Here is a 20278-nt window from a genome sequence, read left to right on the forward strand (position 1 = left end):
AACGAACTGTCCGCCGTTCCTTCCCGCGGAACGACGATGACGCAATCAGGCGGTGCAAACCAGCGTCAGAACGTCTCCCTATCCTAAAGCTTATAACGTCCTTAGGGAGAGACGGCACCGCCCCATCGCCTACTCCAGATAGCCGTCGACCTCGGCAGCCGCCCGTTCCAGCGGCCAGTTCAGCCGCTCGATGATCTCATCAATCGCGTCTTCCGGTGACAGCGACCCACGGCCCAGCTTTTCCAGAATGGCGTCGAGAATCGACTCCTCCTTGGGGTTGGGGCGGCCGTAGGGCTTCAGAATATCAAGAATGCTGCTCATGCGCGTTGCTGTTTCCCGCTGGAGCCTGCCCCGGTGGGGGCGGCTGATGCGGGTGAGTTTACACGCCCAGCCCCGCTGTTGGCTAGCGGTCAGGGGCTCAGCCGCGACCGAAATCCATCAGGTCGGGAGCGTTGTTGACCAGCGTTTCGGCCATGGCCTCGACACGGGCCAGCAGGGCGGGCTCCAGGCCCTCGACGATCTCCGTCTCACTCTTCATTTCGGAAAGTTGTTTAACCCAGCGCTCCAACACGAATCGCGTTCCAATCGGCATATGGCTTATATTGGCGGCCATCTTCTCCAGGCGCGGGGCAACGGCGCCCAGATGCAGCTGCCACAGGGCCACGGTCAGTTGACGCAGCTGGCGTTCCACCTGGGCGCGCCGCTCCTCGTCCAATGACCTGGTGTTGGACCGCATGACCGAGGTGAAGGCGGCCACCGCTTCGAAGGCGGGGCCCAGCTCCTTGAACTGCCGCAGTGCGATGGTAACGTCCGGTGGAGTGGGCAGACCGGCGCACCGATTCTGCAGACGGGCCAGATCTTCCTGCAGCAATGCCAGCTGCAATCGAATGGTCCGGTCGGCTGATTTGCTTTGCATCCGAAAGATACCTCCACCAAAAGATATAAACCGAATCGCCAGTCTGCAAAGCGGGAAATGCATTCGCCCCTGCTTGTCGGGTGTTGCGAGTATTTCCACAGCACTCGAACAAACCTTCTATGACCATTCGCCGTTGCAGTGCCGCAACACTCGCCATTTCGCGGTAAGCCACCTGTGCTGATGGTATGGGTGGGGAAAGCGGGCGGCGAAGAAGGGGATCGTCATCCTGTCATAAATTATTGGTATTCAAGGATTATACTTGGTTGCGCAGTGACGGTCCGGGTGAGTGGCGCTGCATAATGGTGTGACAGGAAAGTCTTGATGCGGCTGGTCATGATGGTATTTTGGACCCAGCCACACGCAAGAAGCCTCTCGCAACGCGAAAAAGAAGTGGTATAAGGCACATCGGTCCAACCTCTGGGGAATTTACCAATGAAAAAGGAACTCCTGGCTCTGACGTTCGCCATCGCGCTGGGCGCAGCCCCGAGCATCGCTAACGCACAGAGCGCTTCCGGCGCCGCGCCGGCGGCTGCTCCGACCGCCACCGGTTCTGCCGCTGGTGCGGGCGCTTCTGGCGTCGCCCTGGGTTCCCTGGGCACCGTTGCTGTTGTCGGCGCCGTCGCCGTTGCTGGCGTCGTGGCTGCCGCTTCTGGTGGTGGTGACGAAGAGCAGCCGGGTCCCGGCCCGGGTCCGGGTCCTGGCACCCAGACCACGCCGACCAGCACGAGCACCAGCACGCGCACGGCGACGTCGACCCGCTGATCGGGTCCGTACCAGCAGGCTGTGGGCTATAGAACTGGACCTCTGGATCGCTCCGGAGGTCCTTTTCTTGTTTGCGCGTTTTGTGGCTGGCCGGGCGGCGCCACAGAACATCCCCTGTCCTGCGGTGCCGCAAGGCTCCGGGTCACGTCGCCGGCTTGATGATCTCGATATTCACGGGCTCGGTACGGTCGTGAATATGCTGCCGGGTTTTCCAGCAGAAGCCGGTCGCCGGTTCGATCCAGTAATCATTGCTGAAGGGCTTCATCCCCGTCATCACCACGTCCTCACGCAGGTGGGTCAGGGTGAAGTCGCGTTCCAGGATGGTGAGCTTTTCCGTGCCCAGGTCGCTGAACCGGCCTTTGACCGCAACATCGAACAGGCCTGCGGCCTGGATATCGACATGGCGGATATACTCCTTCCCGATCAGCGTGCGCAGGTCGGGGATGGTATCCTGGGGAAATGACGTGCGCGACAGATCGCCGGGCAGCCCCACGGTCTGTATCAGGAAGGGGCCGCGCGTCACCAGCACCTGCCGCGTCTGGCTATAATAATAGAGCGCCCCATTTCCGCCGATTTCGCCCAGCACCATGAAGGCCTCACTGCTGTCCTCCAGCCATGCCAGGATTGAGGCATAGGGCAGGGCATCTGCCTGCGCCCGCGTCACAGGTGCCTTGCCGCCAATGCCACCCACCGCCGCCACAGTTGCCCAGTACGGAGATTCAGTGTTACCCAGGTCTCCGCATGCCGTCAGAACAGTGGCTGGCAGCAGCGTGGTGGCGATCGCGCCCAGGCATTGGCGACGGTTCAGCAGTGTCGCGTGGCCTTTGGAATCGCTTTTGGGAAGTGTCATGGAGAACTCGATGCGTCGTGTGTTCAAGGGCGCCGTCAGTGGGCGGCACTTGCAGGTCGGTCTAGCATGTGCCGCCCTGCTTGTCAGTGCTGTGATGCCCGCCGCTGCCCAGACCATCGAGTTGCCGGATGGGGCCATAGACCTTCGAAACCTGCAGAGCCAGTTCGGCCAGCGTGGTAACACGCCGCAAAATGCCAGCAGCCAGCTGGACCGGTCCCGCACGGGTGCCGGGGGTGTCGACAATTATCTCAACATGCCGTCCGGTCAGACGCAGTTCGATGCGCGCGACCCGATGGACCCCGCCTTCGCGGAAAACGCGGAAATGCGGCGCCCCTCGCCGCTGGAGCGGCAATATAGCCAGCGCGCGGGCAAGCGCCTGGAACAGTTTGGCTATGACCTGCGCAACGAGCGCCGCCTGACCTCCACGGCCCTGCTGAACGGGTCGGTGCCGGATGATTATGTCCTGGGCATCGGCGATGAGCTGGTTGTGACATTGCGTGGTCAGGTCAACAGCACGACCAGCGTGCGGGTGGACCGTGAGGGGCGCATCGTGCTGCCCAACATGGTCCCCGTGGCTGCCGCCGGTCGCCGCTTCGGTGAATTCCGCGAGGATCTGACGGCCCAGGCCCAGTCCGCTTTCATCCAGACCAACGTTTTCGTTTCCGTCGGTTCCGTGCGCTCCATCGGCGTTCTGGTGACCGGTGAGGTCCGTGCGCCGGGCCGTTACACGTTGACCAGCTTTTCCAGCCTTGTCGATGCCCTGTCGCAGGCCGATGGCATTCAAAAGTCGGGTTCGCTGCGTGCGCTGAAGATTCTGCGCGGCAACACCACCATCGCGGTGGACCTCTATGATGTGCTGCTGGGCAGCCGTACGCTGAATGATCTGCGGCTTCAGGACGGGGACCAGATCGTGGTGCCCGCCATCGGGGAAACCGTGGCGGTGCAGGGCGATGTGGTGCGCCCCGGCATTTACGAGCTGAAATCCGATGAGGCCGGCCTGTCGGCCGTGCTGGCACTGGCCGGCGGGCCGCAGCGTGCGCGCGGCAACCGCATCGATGTTCTGCGGCTGGACAAGTCGGGCCGCAATCAGGTGATCCGCAACGCCGCCGGCGGGGCCAAGGTGCTGGCCGGTGATATCGTGTCGGTCGAGCTGCCGCGCGATGCCTTCGCCCTGGAAGGGGCGGCGGAAATGCCGGGCAGCCGTGGATTGGCGCAGGCCAAGACGCTGCGCGATGTCCTGAACGAGCCTTATGTTCTGTCGGCCAATCCCTATCTGCCGCTCGCCGTCATCGATACCGAGGACCCGGCCACGCGGCAGCGCCGCTATGTGCCGGTCGATCTGCAGCGCGTCATGGATGGATCCATGAATATCTCGCTGCGCGAACGGGACCGCGTCATCGTGTTGAGCCAGGCGGATATCCGCTATCTGGGTTCGGCTGACGTGCAGGCCGTCCTGCGCGGGGAACAGCCGCCCAGCGTGAAGCTGGCCGTGGACCGCACCATCACGGGCGAGAAGCTGGCCATGGCCGGTGCAGCCCCCCTGCCGTCCAACGAAACCAGCAGCCGTCAGACCGGTCAGCGCAGCCAGACCCGCCGTGCCAATGAGACGGCTGCGGGCACAGGTTTTGATGCCTATGAGGCCTATCAGCAGGATCGCGACCGCCAGCAGGTCACCCCACGGGACGACTTTCAGGATGGGCGCGAAAGCGATGGCACGGGCCGCCCGCGCCGTCTGATCGGGACCTATCAGGACCCGACCAATCCCGCCGGTGTCCGTCTGGTCGAATCCGATGTGGAGTGCGGCGGCCTTCAGACCCTGGCCTCGCTGGCGTCGGAAGGTTTGCAGCAGCGCTATTCGGTGGCGATGCGTACCGGTTCCCGGCAACTAACGGACACGTCGGTGATCGACATCCGCTCCTGCCCGCGCATTTTCCACCGTCATCCCGACCTGCTTCCCTTCCTGCTGGAATACGCCATCTCCATCGAGGGTGAAGTGCGTTTCCCCGGCGTCTATCCCGTCGTGCCGGGCGCCAAGGCCGATACGGTGCTGAAGGCCGTGGGTGGCGTGACCCTGGATGCCGATTCCGATGCCGTGGAAATGACCAATGTCCAGGGCGAGCGCACGAGCGACATGAGCCTGCGTCAGCTGAACCAGTCCACGCTGAACCCCGGCGATGTGGTCCGCATCGCGGCCCGCGTGGCCAAGCGCGAGGTGGGCGTGGTCAAGGTGGCCGGCGAGGTCATGCGTCCCGGTCGCTATGATATCAAGCGTGGCGAACGTCTTTCCGACCTGCTGCGCCGTGTGGACGGCCTGACGCCGGAGGCCTTCCCCTATGGCGCCGTCTTCACGCGTGAACGTGTCCGTGATGCGGAGGAGGCGGGCTTCCGCCGGGCGGCCCTGGAACTGGAACAGTCCATCCCCAGCGTCATGGCCAGCGCGTCCGGTCAGGAAGCCGAACAGGCCCGTCAGGCCCTGCCCTTCCTGCAAAGCCTGGTGAACAGCCTGAAGAGCGCGCGCGCCGTGGGCCGTGTCGTTGTCGAGGTTGATCCGACCGTGTTGGCCGCGCGTCCGGAACTGGATTTCGTGCTGGAGCCGGGCGACGTTCTGACGATCCCCAAGCGCCCCTCGCATGTGACCGTGTCGGGTGAGGTGCTGAACTCCGGTTCTGTGATGTTCAAGAGTGGCAAGGCGGCCCGCGATTATATCAAGATGGCCGGTGGTGCCACCTCTGCGGCGGAAGAGTCCGATGCCTTCGTGATCTATCCCAACGGCGAGTCCGAGCCCTTGAGCCTGGGTCGCTTCAGCGATGGCAGCGTGCCGATCCCGCCGGGTTCCACCATCGTGGTGCCGCGTGATCCGCAGCCGTTCAACTTCCTGACCATGACCCGTACGGTCGTGGGCCTGTTGAGCGATCTGGCCCTGTCGGCGGCCTCGCTGGCCGTGATTTCCCGGAACTGAGGCGGATAGATCGTGACCATGTTCCGCTTCGGCAGGACGGCAACCGCCGCCATCGCACTTCTGGCGATGGCGGCCCCGGTCGCCGCCCAGGAGAACAATCCCTTTCTGCCCTGGCGGCCACCGGAGACGGTGAACGATTTCGGCGGCACGGGCCTGATCCAGACCCCGGTCGCCCGGGCAGCACCCGATGGTCAGGCCTATGCCGGCTTCACCTATGTCTGGCCCTATTCGCGCTATTTCATTACGGTGCAGGGCCTGCCCTGGCTGGAAGCCACCCTGCGCTATACCAGCGTCGCCAACCGCTATTACGGGCCGGAGGATTTCTCCGGGTTGCAGTCCTATAAGGACCGCGGCATCGACGTGAAGGTGCGGCTGGTCGAAGGCGATGCAACCTGGCCGAACCTGGCCGTCGGCATGCGCGATATTGCCGGCACCGGTCTTTTCGGTTCCGAATATATCGTTGCGGATCAAAGCTTCGGTGACTTTGACCTGTCCCTGGGCATGGGCTGGGGCAATATGGGAACCCAGAACAAGTTCAGCAATCCGCTGGGCCTGATCTCCAAAAAGTTCAAGACACGCCCCACCGGCTTCACAGAAGGCGGCGGCGCCCTGTCGACGGACTTTTTCCGGGGCCCCGTCTCGCTTTTTGGCGGTGTTGCTTGGCAAACCCCGCTGGAAGGCCTGCGCCTAAAGCTCGAATATGACCCGAACGACTATCAGAGCGAGCCGCTGGACAATGACCTGAAACAGTCCATCCCCATCAATGTTGGCTTTGATTACAAGCCGTGGGATTGGCTGCAGGTCGGTGCTGCATTGGAGCGTGGCAACCGCGCCATGCTTCGTTTCGCAACGACAACGAATTTCCATAAGGCGAAGGGGCCGGGCAAGATCGACGCGCCGCCGCCCCCGTTGATCCCCACGGCCCCTGCCGCGGCCCCCTCGGCGGCGCCCGCTGCCGTGCCGGATGCGCCGCGTTCTGCTGCCACGCCGGCGGATGATGTACGGACGGGCCTGGGCCGGCAGGCCGCACTGGATGGTCTGGCGCTTCAGCATTTTGCCCGCATGGCCGGTGAGATCAACATCACGGTCGCGGGAACGCCCGCGCGCGACAGCGTGGCCGTGTCCTATGATCTGGCCCGCCGCGCGGCAGAACTGGCGCCCGATTTCACGGGCCGCATCCAGGTAACGCGGGTTGAATATAACCTGCCCTGGATGGTGACCAGTTTTGAGGCCGACAGCCTGCGCCGGGATGCGGGCTTGCGCGTCACCAGTCCCGCCCCGGTCCCCGCCCTCTATCCCGTCCCGCCCGTTACGGGCCAGGCGCCGGATGAGACGGTGCGCAAGGAACTGTCGGCCCAGTTGCAGAAGCAGGGCTTCTTCCTGTCAGCGGTCGATTACAAGGCCCCGAAGGTCACCCTGTTCCTGGGCAATGGCCGCTATCGGCAGGTGCCGAAGGCCATCGGGCGTGCGGCCCGCACAGCCGCGGCGGTCCTGCCGCCGGAATATCAGGAGATCGAGATCATCTTCGTGGACAATGGCATTGAGATGCTGTCGGCCACGATGTTCCGGGTCGATCTGGAACGCGCCTTGTCCCCCTATGGCGGCTCCATCGAGGAAGCCTGGATGCGCACCCGCATCGAACGGCCCTCCGCCAAGGCCGAGGATGCCAGCCATCCCGAAGATGTGGAATATCCCAGCGTCGGCTGGAACATTCGTCCGGCCCTGCGTCAGACCTTGGGCCGCCCCGAAAGCTTCATCCTGTATCAGGCCTGGGTGCGTCTGAACGGCACGCTGGTCCTGGCACCGGGTCTGAACGTCGCCGGCGGGCTGGGTATTGATGTGTCGAACAATTTCGACAAGATGCGCATCCCGTCTGACAGCTTGCTGCCGCGTGTCCGGTCCGACATCAAGGAGTACCTGCAACAGGGTACGACCGCGATGACCTATCTCCAGGCCGACTATACGCGGGAGATCGGGACCGACACCTATGCCCGCGTCTATGGCGGCTATCTGGAAGAAATGTTCGGCGGCGTGGGCAGCGAGGTCCTGTACAAGCCGTTCGGTAAGGAATGGGCCATTGGGCTGGACGTGGCCTGGGCCAAGCAGCGCGACTATGACCAGTGGTTCAAGTTCCGTCCCTATGACGTCGTGACCGGTCACCTGACCGCTTACTATCATTATGAGCCGCTGGGCGTTGATGCCAGCGTCAAGGTGGGCCGCTATCTGGCGGGGGACGAGGGCGGCACGCTGGAGCTTTCCCGCACCTTCGACAGCGGCATCACGGTCGGTGCCTTTGCCACTTTCACCAATGTTTCCGCCAAGCAGTTCGGCGAGGGACGGTTCGACAAGGGCATTTACTTCGTCATTCCGCTGGACAATCTCTATGTGAAGTCCACCCGTGGCAGCCTGGGCTGGCTGTGGCGTCCCTTGACGCGTGACGGTGGTCAGACGCTGAGCAGCCGCCGGCCCCTGATCGGCCAGGTGAATACCGCCGATGGTGCCGCCCTGCGGCGCGACTGGAACCTGTTGATGGATTGATGGCGCCGCCTGACAGCAACCTGGCAAGGATTTGATAAATGGATTTCACTATCTATGACATTATCCGGTTCTACCGGCGCCGTTCCAGGCTGCTGCTGACCTTGTTCGTCGGCATTTTCCTGGTAACCGTTTCCACCTTCCTGCTGTCGACCAAGCAGTATCAGGCCTCCCTGGAAATGCTGCCCCCCGACACGCGGATGGACGGGTTGAGCGCTGCCACGGGCGGGTCCCTGGCCCAGGCCCTGATGGGCGGCGGCAGCACCAACCCGGACTTTGCTAATTTCCTGGCCTCCATGGGGTCGATCCAGTTGGCCGAACGGCTGCTGACCGAACCGAAGATCGCGCAGACGGTCTTCATCGACCGCTGGGATGCCGAACAGAAGCGCTGGAAGCCGTCCTCCTCGCCGGTGGCGCTGGTGGGGCGGGTGCTGCGCTTTGTCTTCGGGATGAAGGCGGCGGAGGCGCCGACCCCGTTCGAGATGCGGGCCATTGTCCTGTCCAGCCTGGATGTCTCCAAAAATTCCGACAGCCGCTCGACCCGCCTGTCCTTCCGTCATTACGATCCGGCCTTCGCGCGGCTGTTCCTATCACAGGTGATCCGCGAGCAGGACGAGATCCTGCGCAAGCAGAAGCTCTCGGTCTATGAGAAGGAAAACGCGGCCCTGCGCGAACGTTTCAATGGTGAGCAGAGCCGCGGCGTTCAGGAATATATGATCCGCTGGATATCGGAGAATGAAAGCAAGATCGTGAAGGCGGAGAGTGCTGAGTACTTCTCCTTCCAGGTGCTGGACCCGATCAGCGTGACGGTGGAGCCGGTGAGCCCGCAACCGCTGCTGTCGGTGGTGATCAGCTTCATCGCCGCCCTGCTGGGCAGCCTGTTCATCCTGGCGATCATCGGCTTTGCCCGGCTTCTGGCGCGGGCATCGGTAGCGCCATGAGCAGCGGGCCGCAGATGTCGGCCTTGACCCGCGTCGGCTTCATCGTGCCGGCGGTGGAGGGGGAAGGGGACCTGCTGGTGGATTGCGTCGGCAATCTGCTGACGGAACTGTCCCTGTTGCCGCATCTCTCCGCATTGATCGTCGTCTGCTGGCAGTCTGCCGATGGCGTGGTACCGGCTCTGCCCGACGATCCGCGTCTTCGGCTTCTGATGCTGGACCGCATCGGGGCATCGGCGGCCCGCAACCGGGGCCTGGACGCGGCGCTGGGTCTTGTGGATGCCGTCATGTTTACCGATGTCTCCGTACGGCCAGACGCTGCTTTCCTGGCGGCGGCAGTTGCGGCCTTGCGCGACGCGCCGATGGTCAGCGCGCCCGTTTGTTTCGCAAGCGAGCCGGTTACCGGCGGCAGCGACCAGCTCCACCCTGTGCGGGCCGGATTCGTAGTTTTCCGTGGCTTCATCTGGTCCAGCCTGTTCCGGGCCGACGCCCTGACCGTTCTTCGTTTCGATGAAACGATCGGTCCCGGCACCACATCTGCGCATCAGTCGGGGGAGGATGCCCGCCTGCTGCACCGGATCGTCACCCGCCTCGGCCTGACGCGTATCCCTTATCTGCCGGCCCGCCCCGTGCGGCGCCTGCCCCGGCCCGATCTGGCGGCCAAGGAATGGCGCTATGCCCTGGGTCAGGGCTATCTGGTGGGCCAGTATCTGCGGTATCCGACGTCGGATGACCGCCCCTATTTCCTGTTCCGGGCCGTGCTGTTCCTGGGGCGCAGCGTCCTTCTGCTGCTGCGGGGCCGTGATGGCCGTGCCCTGGGTTGCCGCCGCATCGCTGCCTTCCTGTCGGGGCTTGGGGGCCGCGATCCCACGGCCCCCGTCCTGCGTCCCGATCCTGTCGGGGGTGGGCGATGACGATGGTGCTGTCTCCGTCCCGTGGCGTGCTGTCCCGTATTGACTGGGATGCGCTGAAGATCATTTTCGTCTGCGCGGCGGTCGCCCTGAACAGTCTGGCAAAGCTGTCGCCGGTGCTGTACGCGCCCTTGCTGGGGGCTGCGCTGCTGATCATGGCGGTGGACCTGTTCCGCCGGCCCCTGCGGCTGGAGGCGGACGGGATTGCCGGCGCTGCCTTGCTGCTGGTTTATCTGTTCTTTGCGCTGCTGTCCTTCACCATGTCGCTGACCAATATCTCGCCGGTGGGGGCGATGGTCGGTCTGGGGCGGTTCCTGTTCGCCTTCCCAATCCTGGTGGCCTTCCTGCTCTATGTCCGGGATTTCCAGACCCTGGTGGCGGCGGTGGTCGGCGTTGCCATCTTCATGGCCATCGGCAATCTGTCTGTGCCCTGGCAGATGATGTTCGGGGAAATGAAATGGCTGGGGTCGGACTATAAGCGGGGTGGCTTCGACCGCTATGCCAGCGTCCTGGGCAATGTGACGGCCATTGGCATTTCCGCCGGCTTCTACTTTGCCATCATCCTGATCCTGATGCGGCCCGGCCTGTGGAAGATGCTGGTGGGGCTGGCCATTGTCGTGGCCGCCATCGCCAGCCTGTCCAAGGCAGCAATCTTCAATCTGGCCATCCCGGTGGTCACCCTGGTCGGCCTGAACTTCCTCCCGCGCTTCCGCGTGTTTCAGAAATTCCCGTTCCGGGCCATGGCCGGTTTCACCCTGATGGTCGTCGGGGTGATCTGCATCGCCATCCTGGTCCCGTCCGTGCGCGGTCGCGTGCTGGTCAGTCTGGCCAGCTTCGGCGTCAGCAGCCAGGAAGCGGTGCTGGTTGACGACGTGGATGTCGGCACCTCCTTTCATGAGCGTCTGTTCCAGCATCCGGCCAAGGTCTTCTTCAACCTGGACCGGGTGGAGGGGCCGACGGGCCATCTGACGGGGGGCGGCTTCGGCATGTCCTCCACCGCCCTGGTGCCACAGCCGGATGAGCTGTCCATCATGGCGCATAATCAGCTGGTGGAATTCTGGGCGCTGGGCGGGGTGTTTTACCTGCTGGTGTTCCTGGCTTTCCTGGCCATGGTCGCCGTCCGCCTGCTGACACTGGTCGGGTATTGCCACCGGATGGGGCTGCACAGGCAGCGGCTGTTCTTCACTTGCATGGTGGTGGTGATGGCCAGCTATGTAGCCAACCTGCCCTTCGCCAATGGCTTGACCTATCAGCCGACCCAGGCCCTGATCTTCTGGCTGTTCTTTGCCCTGCTGATCCTGCCGCGCTCCATTCTGCTGAAGGAACGGTAGGACTGATCGCCTACAGGCGCAGCAGGAAGCCGGCCCGCTTGCGCATGTCCCTGGGGCCGAATCCGTATTTCAGCGCCGTCAGGCGGCGGGACAGCCAGGATCGGCTGCGCAAGCCCGCAAAGCTTTCCAGCAACGTGCGATGGCCCCCATCAAGGCCAGCGCCCACCTGGTGCAGGACAGCGCCCGCCTGATCCAGCCGCTGGTTCAGGAACTGCCGATAGCCATCCTTGTCCTGGCGGGAGCGCAGCCGGGCCACAAACCGCTGATACAGGCTCCACCGGCTGGCACCGACATCGTTGCCGCCATGCTGGCGATAATCGATCAGGGCCTCGGGAATCGCCGTGATATGGCCTGCGAAGACGCAGCACAGGGCCAGCCACCAATCATGCATGATGGCGGCGGCGGGGATGGGCAGGGCGATGCGGCGGGCCGCCGCGTTGATCCCCATGGCACAGCCCGTGACGACATTCTCCATCAGCAGGTGACGGGGATGCAGCCCGGCCTCCGTATCCAGCCCCTGGAATGCCCAGAGACTGGGATGGCGTACCGTCAGGTCGGCTTCCACCACGCGCAGGTCGCAGAAGGCCAGGCACGGCGCGTCCGTCCCGTGGCCGGCTTCCAGCGCCTTCAGCGCCGCCAGCGTGCGGGCAAGCTTTGTCGGGTGCCAAACATCATCCTGGTCGGCAAACAGCACATAGTCGGCATCGCTGGCGGCCAGCAGGCGCGCGAAATTGCCCCGCGCACCACCGGCCCGGTCAGGGAATGTCAGAACTTGCGCGCGCTGCGGGCCTCTTCTGGCGGCCCAATCTTCAAGAATCGCGGTCGTGCCATCCGAAGATCCGTCATCGGCCACCAGCACCCGGAACCCCGCCTCGGTTTGCCCCTCCAATGAGGCCAGCAGGGCAGGCAGGTACCGGGCACCATTGTAGGTGGCCAGCAGAATATCGACCGATCCGTTCATGTCGTGACCCCGCGCACGCTGCCAATCATGACAGATATCGCTGCCTGAGGCCCGACAGAAGCTGTTGAACCAGACGCCGCAGATGCCGGTCCACCATCAGGCCCAGGGACCCGACAAGGGCAAAGGCAAGGCTGGCTTCCAGCAGGGCCTGCCAGCCGCCCACAGCGATATCATATTCGATCAGCAGGAAACTGCCGACCAGCATGGCCAGGGCGGGCAACAGGGCCGCCATCGCCCGCTCCCGAATCCCCCCAAACCACATCAGCAGCAAGGCATCGACCGTGACCCGGATCGTCCAGGCCCAGGCGGCCCCGATGGTGCCGAAACGGTCGACCAGGAACCAGAGAATCAGGACAAAGGGCAGCAGTTCCAGGAGATGGATGCGGGCGGCCAGATCCGGCCGCCCCCGGCCCTGCAGCAGCGACAGAGCGATGAAGGCCAGGCCGTTGATCCAGGCGCCCAGAATCAGAACCCGGCCGACCGGCGCTGCCGTCTGTGCGAAATCCGGGCTGATCCAAAGGGCCAGGAAGGGGCCGATCAGGAACAGGCCGGCGGCACAGCAGGCGCCGAACAGATAGGCCAGCGCGGTGGTGGCGCGTGCTGCCAGATCGCGGGCTTCCTGCTCCTCATACCGCGCGAAGCGGGGGAACACGGCCCGCGACAGGGCGGCGGCCACGATCTGCATGCGGGTGGCCAGATTCATCGGCACCGCATAGTAGGAGACGGCACCCGCACCCGCCTTCGCCCCCAGAAAGAACTGGTCAACGGAGGCCAGGATGGGGCTGACCACGTTGGTGACGGTGGCCCAGGCCCCATATTGGAAAAGCGAGGTGCCGGCCCGCCGGTCATAGCGGTAAAGGCGCAGCTTCTCCCACCGTGCCAGCACGGTCAGCAGCAGCAGCAGTGCGACAAGGCGGACGCCGAACGCGGTGGGCAGCACCGTGTCCAGGGCGGGGGAGATGAACATGGCCGCCAGCGCCGGCAACACCTGCCCACTGACCAGGGCGGAGGTTTGCAGAAGGTTGGCCGCCAGGAACCGCTCCCGCGATTCCAGCGCGCCGACCCCCACCCCCGTCAGCAGGGCCAGGGGCAGCATGGACGCGATCCAGGGCAGGCTGGTCTGCACCTCCGCCCAGATGGCGGGCGGCAGGCCGAAAACCGTCTTAAACAGGATGCCGGCCCCAAGATAGATGACGACCCCGCCGACAAGACCAAGGCCTGTGTTCAGGTACAGGGCTGACATCAGGACACGGCCCCGTTCCTCGGCGGGTGCATGGGCCAGGCGGGCCAGGGCATGGGCGGATGCGCGCGACAGGCCGAAATCCAGAAAGCCCAGATATCCAAGAAGGATCCAGACAACAGAAAGTACGCCGTACCGCTCCACCCCCATATGGTGGATATAGATCGGTACCGTCACCAGAGAGGAAACGATCGGCAGGGCCATGCCAATAAGGTTGAAGAAGAAATTCTTCTTCATGCTTCGATGTTCCACGCACAATCCCCGCTTTAATTCCACCGGGCCGGTCGCAGACCGGGCATATCCCGACCCTGTCTTGTCTGGAAAGTTAAGTCCGGGGGGTGGGCGACGGCTTCTCTCACGCCCATCGGCGCCCGTCAAGACGCCAGCAAAGCGGCGGGTTCAGCGGATATCCTTGTAGTCGATGCGCTTGAAGTTGAACATGATGCGGACGACCATGCCGACCCGGTCCCATTGTTTGCGACGGATGCGGTTGACAATGGTGATGAACAGGCCGGCCATCACGGTCGGCATCGCATAGGGGAAGTGCCGCCACGTCACCCGCAGCCGGTTGCGGATATTGTAGAAATCCGCCAGCTCGCTGATATCCGCGCGCTTGCCGCCGGTGGACCCGCCTTCCTTGTGCAGCACGATGCTGGCCGGCGCGAAGCCCAGGGAGAAGCGGTCAGCGCCTTTGCGGCAATAGTCGATCTCCTCCAGATAAAGGAAGTAGCTGGCATCCATCAGCCCGACCTGCTCCAGCCAGGCACGGCGGATCAGCATGGCGGCCCCCACCACGAAATCCAGCCTAGTCCCCGCATATGCCGCCGCATCGGCGACCGGCTGGGCGTGACCGATCAGCCGCACCATGCCGGTCCAGCGGTTATACTGCGCCCCGCCTGCCGCCTGCATGATCTGCGGCCTGTCATAATAGGCAAGGGTGGAGCCGATGATGCCCTGGTCCGGGTGGGCGGCAGCGTGGCGCAACACCTGCGACAGCGCGTCGGTGGCCACTTCCGTGTCGTTGTTCAGTACCCAGCAATGGCTCATCCCCGAATCCTTCAGGGCCAGTCGCAGACCGACATTGTTGCCACCGGCATAGCCATGATTTCCCGCATTGCGGATCAGGAAAGCACGCGTTGCCGGCGTCACCCTATCGACATCCGCCTCGGTCAGTTCGGTCCAGTCCTCGCCGAAGCCGGTGTCCATGGCGGCCCGCAGGCGGGGCATGGAATCGTCGGGGGATGCGTTGTCACAGACGGCCAGCCGCCACCCCTGATCATCCATGGCCAGCAGGCTGCGGATGCAGGCGATTGTGTCATCCGCGCCCTTCCAGTTCAACAGCACTACCCATACCGGACGGTCTGCGGTGCCCATGATTCATCCCTTATATAGCGTATGTCCGGCATAGCCCCGCACCCGCCGCCCCGTCAACGCGGGTTGGGTCCCGCGTCGCAGCAAATTCTACGAATCAAAGGGCTTGTTGTGGTTGCCTGAAGGTGTGCAGGGGGGTGGAGAAGATGGACGTCCCCATGACATCTGCCCGGCAAATTTTGCTGCCCTCGTGTTGCGAAATTATCACTATTTTAACGCTTCAAAAATACTCCAATAAAATCAATATGTTGTGAGCCGTTCTTGAAGTGCGCCAAATCAACAGCGACCTCATGTTAGTGAGTTGCTGAACTTTTGTGAATCCGCCGTACCCGTTTCGCCAAATTGCCTCTTGCGTGGCGTGGTTCCCTCGCATAAAGAACCTAATGCGCAACTCTGGTGCAAACGATCCTGGTGGTACAGCAAGCGAGCAAATTAACTTTCAGAATGGTCGTTGTTTCCGCGGTGTGCGGTCGACAACCAAGACCGCACGGTCTTACCAACTGCCATATGCGGCCGGGTTCGGCTGCGATTTGCCCTTTGGGCTCGATGCTGTTCCTACCTGAGTAAGTTCGTACCAGTAAGGCGCTGCCTAATAGCCAACTCACGGAGAATCCTACGATGGCTCTCACTTCGCGTCTCGTCTTTAACGAGGCTTACTACCTCGCTCAGAATCCGGATGTGGCCGCCGTCATCGGCAAGCTGCAGCCCGACGGTGTGACGCTCTTCACTTCAGGTCTGGATCACTTCACCCGTTATGGCGCCGCTGAAGGCCGCGTGGCCACTCCGCTGTTCAATGTTGACGCTTACAAGGCGAACAACCCGGATCTGGCTGAAGCCGGCGTGACCTCCGACGCCGCGCTGCGCGCCCATTTCTACACCTATGGCGCCGCCGAGGGCCGTAACGCCATGTCGTCCCAGGTCTTCAACCTGGACTACTACAAGGCCCACAACCAGGATCTGGTCGACCTGGGTCTGAGCGACGCGCAGCTCGTCACGCACTTCTACCAGTACGGCGCCGCCGAAGGCCGTCAGGCCACCGTCAATTTCAGCGTTGCCGCCTATAAGGCCGGCAATCCCGATCTGGCCGTTCTGTCCGACAGCGTTGCCCGCGGTCACTGGTACACCTACGGCGCCGCCGAAGGTCGTGCTTTCCCGCAGCTGCCCCAGAGCTTCGCGATCGCCGCTCCGACCGTGACCGTGACCGAAGGCACCGGTCTGACCTTCACCGTGACGTCCGCTCTGCCGGTCGCCGTTGACACGGTCTTCACCTATAACATCACCGGCGACACCAAGGGTGGCGCTCTGGGTGCTGCTTCGGCCACGGACTTCGGTTCGGTGACCGGTACGGTGACGATCCCCGCCGGTTCGACCACGGGCACCTTCACGGTCACCCCGACCGCTGATGGCGTCAACGAAGGCCTGGAAGGCTTCAAGGTCACGCTGTTCGACAGCGGCCTGAACTCCATCCTGACCTCCAGCGTGATCGCCATCGTCGACGCCGCTCCGCCGCCGTCCTCGCTGACCTTCACCCTGACCACCGCTTCCGATCTGTTCACCGGCAGCGTTGTCAACGACGTGTTCAACGCCTCGCTGTCCTCGGGCGGCAGCGCGCTGAACTCGGGCGACATCCTGGACGGTGGCACCGGCACGGACACCCTGTCCGTCACCTCGACCCTGTCCAGCAGCACGACCGTTTCCGGTGTCACCACGACCGGCATCGAAATTCTGAACGTTCAGAATCTGGATTCGGACGCTTCGCATGCTCTGACGATTGATGGGACCAACTTCACTGGTCTGACCAACATCAATTCGAACAGCTCCACGGCTGACGTCACCGTCAACAACCTGAAGAACATTGTTTCGGCCAGCCTGAACAATGCCGCTTCGGGTGCTGACCTGACGCTGACCTACCAGGCTTCCGTTGTTTCCGGTACGGCTGATGCCGCCACCATCGGCGTGAACAACGTCGTGGGCAGCACGATCACCTCGAACGGTATCGAGACCGTCACGATCTCGTCCACCGGCACGAAGTCGACCGTCAATCTGGCTGACGACAAGCTGAAGACCCTGGTCGTCACCGGCGACAAGGACCTGACCCTGTCGAACAGCAACATGTTCGACGCCGCTGGTTCGGCCTCCACCAGCGTTCAGACCGTCAATGCCTCGGCTTTCTCCGGCGCGCTGACCCTGGACCTGTCCGGCGAGGGTGATGCCCAGTTCGTGAACGTCACGGGCGGTTCGGGCAACGACAAGGTGACCATCCACACCGTGTCGAAGAGCTCCACCATCGACGGTGGCGCTGGTACGGCTGACGTTCTGGTGGTGTCGACCGCCATCTCCGGCACCGATGCCTTCACGAATGTGAAGGGCATCGAGGTTCTGCAGCTGGGCTTCAATGGTTCGCTGGACCTGACCACGACCAACGGCATTGGTTCGGTTCGCTTCGGCACCGCCCAGACCGGTACGCTGACCGTTGCCAGCGGTGGTGTGGTTGATCTGGCCGCCGTCACCGGCAATAGCGTCACGATCGCTGTTCCGAACGCTGCGACCCAGACGACGGACTCGCTGAACATCCGCGTCGGTGACTCGGGTTCCGCTGGTGCAAACGTCGGTACCGTTACGGTCGCCAATGTCGAGACGCTGACGATCAACTCCGTTGCTTCTTCGGGCAGCAACACGGTCTCCGTGACCGACGCCGCCGTGAAGACGCTGACCCTGACCGGTACGCATGGCGTGGTCCTGACGGCCGGTGGCGCCGCCCTGACCAAGGTCGATGCTTCCGCTCTGGCCGGCAGCTTCAACGGCACCGGCGTTACGCTGGCCGCTGGCGCCACCGTCCTGGGTGGTACCGCTGCCGACACCATCGTGGCGTCGTCCGGTAAGGACAGCATCTCCGGCGGTGCGGGCAACGACACCCTCACCTTCGCTGGTAACCTGAACAACGACGACACCGTTGATGGTGGCGCCGGTACGGCTGACGTGCTGACCGCCGACATCGGTGGCCTGACCGCGACGACCGGCAAGCTGAACGTTACCGGTGTTGAGACGCTGACCCTGGCCGCTGCTTCCGCTGCCACGATCGACGCCTCGACCATCGTTGGCGCCAGCATCATCAACTACACGGGCTCCGGCGCCGTTTCCTCCACCAACCTGGGCGCTGCCGCCACGGTTGGTCTGGGTAGCGCTACTACGGCCTACTCCGGCACCTTGACGGCGTCGCTGGCTGATGCCACCGGCACCGCCGATAGCCTGACCGTTCGCGTGAACAGCACCGTCGCGCAGACGGCCACGCTGAAGACCTCGAACATCGAGACGCTGAACCTGACGGCGGTTGCCTCGGTGGGCGGCGCGACCCTGACCCTGACTGACGTCACGGCCACGACCATCAACGCCTCTGGCGCTTATGGTGCCAACACGCTGGATCTGGGCACGCTGAAGAACACGGTCACCACCGTGGACGCCAGCGGCATCACCACCGGTACCTTCAAGGCCACGGTTGCCGCCACCGGCGCCGCCACCCTGAAGGGCGGTGCGGGCGCGAACAGCCTGGTTGGTGGTAATGGTGCAGGTACCTTCACCATCGCTTCCGGCTTCGACAACAGCGACACCGTGACCGGTGGCACCGCTACCAGCGACACGCTGTCCGCCACCATCGACAGCAAGTCGGCTTCGCTGGCCGGTGGCGTCAGCTTCGCCAACCTGTCCAACGTCGAGAACGTCAACATCCATGTTGCCGATGCCATCAACGGCACCGACACCAATGTGACGGTGTCGACTGCCGGTGGTCTGGCTTCGGCCACGAATCTGGTCATCACGGGCAACAACCCGCTGATCAGCTTCACCGCGACCGATGGCCTGGGCAATGCCAGCAGCAAGAGCATCGATTTCTCGAAGTTCTTCGGTGCTGTCGATGTCGAGGTTCTGCAGGCTGGTCTGGTTTCCGCCAACACCATCACCGGTGGCGCTGGTACGGCTGACGCCTTCCATGTTGAGCTCAACGCTTACAACTCGGCTCCGCGCATCAGCGGCTTCGAGGCGATCGAGCTGAACACCGTGACGGCAGCTTCCACCGTTGACCTGTCCAATGTCACCGGCTACTCGACGCTGGCTCTGAGCGGTACGCAGAACCTGAACCTGACCAACATCGCTGCTGCCTCCACGCTCAGCATCGGTGTTGCCAGCAGCGGCGCTCTGAACGCCAACAAGCTGGCGGCTGACTACACCGACGGCAAGACCCTGACCTTCGGTCTGGCGTCTTCCTCCGGTACGGCTGATGCTATCACGCTGAACCTGGTTGACGTGACCGCAGCCACGACGGGCCTGACCCTGGTTGGTAACGGCATCGAGAACTGGACGTTCAACGCCGCCACCGGCGAAGACTTCAAGCTGGCGGTTCAGAACAGCACGACCGACAACGCCGTGACCCACAAGATCACGGGCGGTGGGTCGGGTAAGGCCTTTACGCTGACCACGGTGCAGGACAATGTGACCAGCATCGATGCCAGCACGCTGGCCAGCAACTTCACGATTGATACCCGTTCGGGCACCTCGGCCATGACGATCACGTCGGGTTCCGGTAGCGATAGCTTCCAGATGAAGAACGCCAATGACGTTCTCGATGGCGGCACCGGCACCGACACCCTGACCGTCATCCGTTCCTCGCCGCTGGGTGGTATCGTGGTGGACCTGTCCAGCACGGTCGATCAGATCACCTTCTTCAACGGTGCCACCAACACCGCTGTCCAGAAGGGCTTCGAGAACATCAACCTGTCCCAGTATACCGGTGGCTTCGGTGCCGACATCACCGGCTCGTCGCTGGCCAACACCATCACCGGTACGTCGATGTCCGACGCGATCAGCGGTGGCGCTGGTAACGACAGCCTGGTTGGCGGTGCTGGTAACGACACCATCAGCGGTGGTGAAGGCAACGACACCATCACCGGTGGTACCGGCGCCGACAGCCTGACGGGCGGTAATGGCACCGATACGTTCATCATCGCCACGGGTGACTCCACGCCGAGCTTCTCTGGCACGGGTAACAGCGGTGCGGTGTCCGGTTACGACATCATCACCGACTTCTCCCTGGCTGGTGGCGACGTGCTGGACGTCTCGGGCACCGGTGCAGTCGCTGCTGATGCGGCCGCGCTGACCAACGACAGCACCCTGACCGTTGGTGGCGTTGTTGTCAGCTCGGTCCACATCGCCACCGGTGTTGCTACCTTCTTCACCGGCAACGATGGCTCCACCGGTGCTGTCACCATCAACAGCGCAGAGTCTCTGGCCGCTGCTGTCCAGGCCCTTGCGGCCAACGACATCGGTTCGGCTGGCGATACCGTGTACTTCACCGCCACGATCAACTCGATCGCTCACACCTACGTCTACACCCAGACGGGTGCTACGGCGGGCGGCGAACTGGTGGATCTGGTTGGTATCACCGGTACGTCGCTGATCACCACCGGCACCACCGCCGGCGGCATCCTGATCCTCTAATTACTGCGTACAAA

The 20278-nt window shown here is 63.4% G+C and carries 13 protein-coding genes; 7 read left to right on the forward strand and 6 right to left on the reverse strand.

Annotated features, from left to right (window positions below):
- Positions 1–129: 129 nt before the first annotated feature.
- Both ACODSP_RS19300 and ACODSP_RS19305 read right to left on the reverse strand, forming a co-directional pair.
- Positions 130–321: a hypothetical protein gene (locus tag ACODSP_RS19300; protein WP_054169837.1), complete on the reverse strand. Its 192-nt coding sequence runs from the start codon at positions 319–321 to the stop codon at positions 130–132.
- A gap of 97 nt (positions 322–418) precedes the next feature.
- Positions 419–916 carry a hypothetical protein gene (locus tag ACODSP_RS19305; protein WP_488967176.1) on the reverse strand — a complete coding sequence of 166 codons (498 nt, stop codon included), beginning with the start codon at positions 914–916 and terminating at the stop codon, positions 419–421.
- Between the two features lie 432 nt (positions 917–1348).
- On the opposite strand from ACODSP_RS19305, the gene ACODSP_RS19310 reads away from it, so the two are divergent.
- Positions 1349–1678 carry a hypothetical protein gene (locus ACODSP_RS19310; protein WP_488967177.1) on the forward strand — a complete coding sequence of 110 codons (330 nt, stop codon included), beginning with the start codon at positions 1349–1351 and terminating at the stop codon, positions 1676–1678.
- A 142-nt stretch (positions 1679–1820) separates the two neighbouring features.
- Here ACODSP_RS19310 and ACODSP_RS19315 read toward each other — a convergent pair whose 3' ends face one another.
- Positions 1821–2528, reverse strand: a complete 708-nt coding sequence (locus tag ACODSP_RS19315) for a YjbF family lipoprotein (RefSeq protein ID WP_488967178.1) — start codon at positions 2526–2528, stop codon at positions 1821–1823.
- Between the two features lie 10 nt (positions 2529–2538).
- Here ACODSP_RS19315 and ACODSP_RS19320 point away from each other — a divergent pair, with 10 nt between their 5' ends.
- From ACODSP_RS19320 to ACODSP_RS19340, 5 genes are read left to right on the forward strand one after another with little or no spacing between them, the layout of a single operon-like run.
- Complete coding sequence (locus ACODSP_RS19320; protein WP_488967179.1) at positions 2539–5487, forward strand: SLBB domain-containing protein; 2949 nt, start codon at positions 2539–2541, stop codon at positions 5485–5487.
- An 18-nt stretch (positions 5488–5505) separates the two neighbouring features.
- Entirely contained in the window at positions 5506–8025 is a 2520-nt protein-coding gene (locus tag ACODSP_RS19325) for a YjbH domain-containing protein (RefSeq protein ID WP_488967210.1), read from the forward strand.
- A gap of 38 nt (positions 8026–8063) precedes the next feature.
- Entirely contained in the window at positions 8064–8963 is a 900-nt protein-coding gene (locus ACODSP_RS19330) for a hypothetical protein (protein WP_488967180.1), read from the forward strand.
- Positions 8960–9874 carry a hypothetical protein gene (locus ACODSP_RS19335; protein ID WP_488967181.1) on the forward strand — a complete coding sequence of 305 codons (915 nt, stop codon included), beginning with the start codon at positions 8960–8962 and terminating at the stop codon, positions 9872–9874. The genes ACODSP_RS19330 and ACODSP_RS19335 overlap by 4 nt, the downstream gene beginning before the upstream one ends.
- On the forward strand, positions 9871–11202 hold the full coding sequence (locus tag ACODSP_RS19340) for a hypothetical protein (RefSeq protein WP_488967182.1): 1332 nt from the start codon (positions 9871–9873) through the stop codon (positions 11200–11202). Before ACODSP_RS19335 ends, ACODSP_RS19340 begins: the two co-directional genes overlap by 4 nt.
- Before the next feature lie 10 nt (positions 11203–11212).
- Here ACODSP_RS19340 and ACODSP_RS19345 read toward each other — a convergent pair whose 3' ends face one another.
- The 3 genes from ACODSP_RS19345 to ACODSP_RS19355 all read right to left on the reverse strand — a co-directional run bounded on the left by ACODSP_RS19345 (position 11213) and on the right by ACODSP_RS19355 (position 14777).
- Positions 11213–12163 carry a glycosyltransferase family 2 protein gene (locus tag ACODSP_RS19345; protein WP_488967183.1) on the reverse strand — a complete coding sequence of 317 codons (951 nt, stop codon included), beginning with the start codon at positions 12161–12163 and terminating at the stop codon, positions 11213–11215.
- Positions 12164–12188: 25 nt separating this feature from the next.
- Positions 12189–13640 carry a flippase gene (locus ACODSP_RS19350; RefSeq protein WP_488967184.1) on the reverse strand — a complete coding sequence of 484 codons (1452 nt, stop codon included), beginning with the start codon at positions 13638–13640 and terminating at the stop codon, positions 12189–12191.
- 162 nt (positions 13641–13802) lie between these two features.
- Positions 13803–14777, reverse strand: a complete 975-nt coding sequence (locus ACODSP_RS19355) for a glycosyltransferase family 2 protein (protein WP_488967185.1) — start codon at positions 14775–14777, stop codon at positions 13803–13805.
- A gap of 615 nt (positions 14778–15392) precedes the next feature.
- Between ACODSP_RS19355 and ACODSP_RS19360 the strand changes: the two genes are divergently transcribed.
- A complete protein-coding gene (locus ACODSP_RS19360; protein ID WP_488967186.1) occupies positions 15393–20264 on the forward strand; it encodes a beta strand repeat-containing protein in 4872 nt (1623 codons plus the stop codon).
- The last annotated feature ends 14 nt before the right edge of the window (positions 20265–20278 follow it).

The sequence above is a fragment of the Niveispirillum sp. FG156 genome (genome assembly GCF_057809555.1).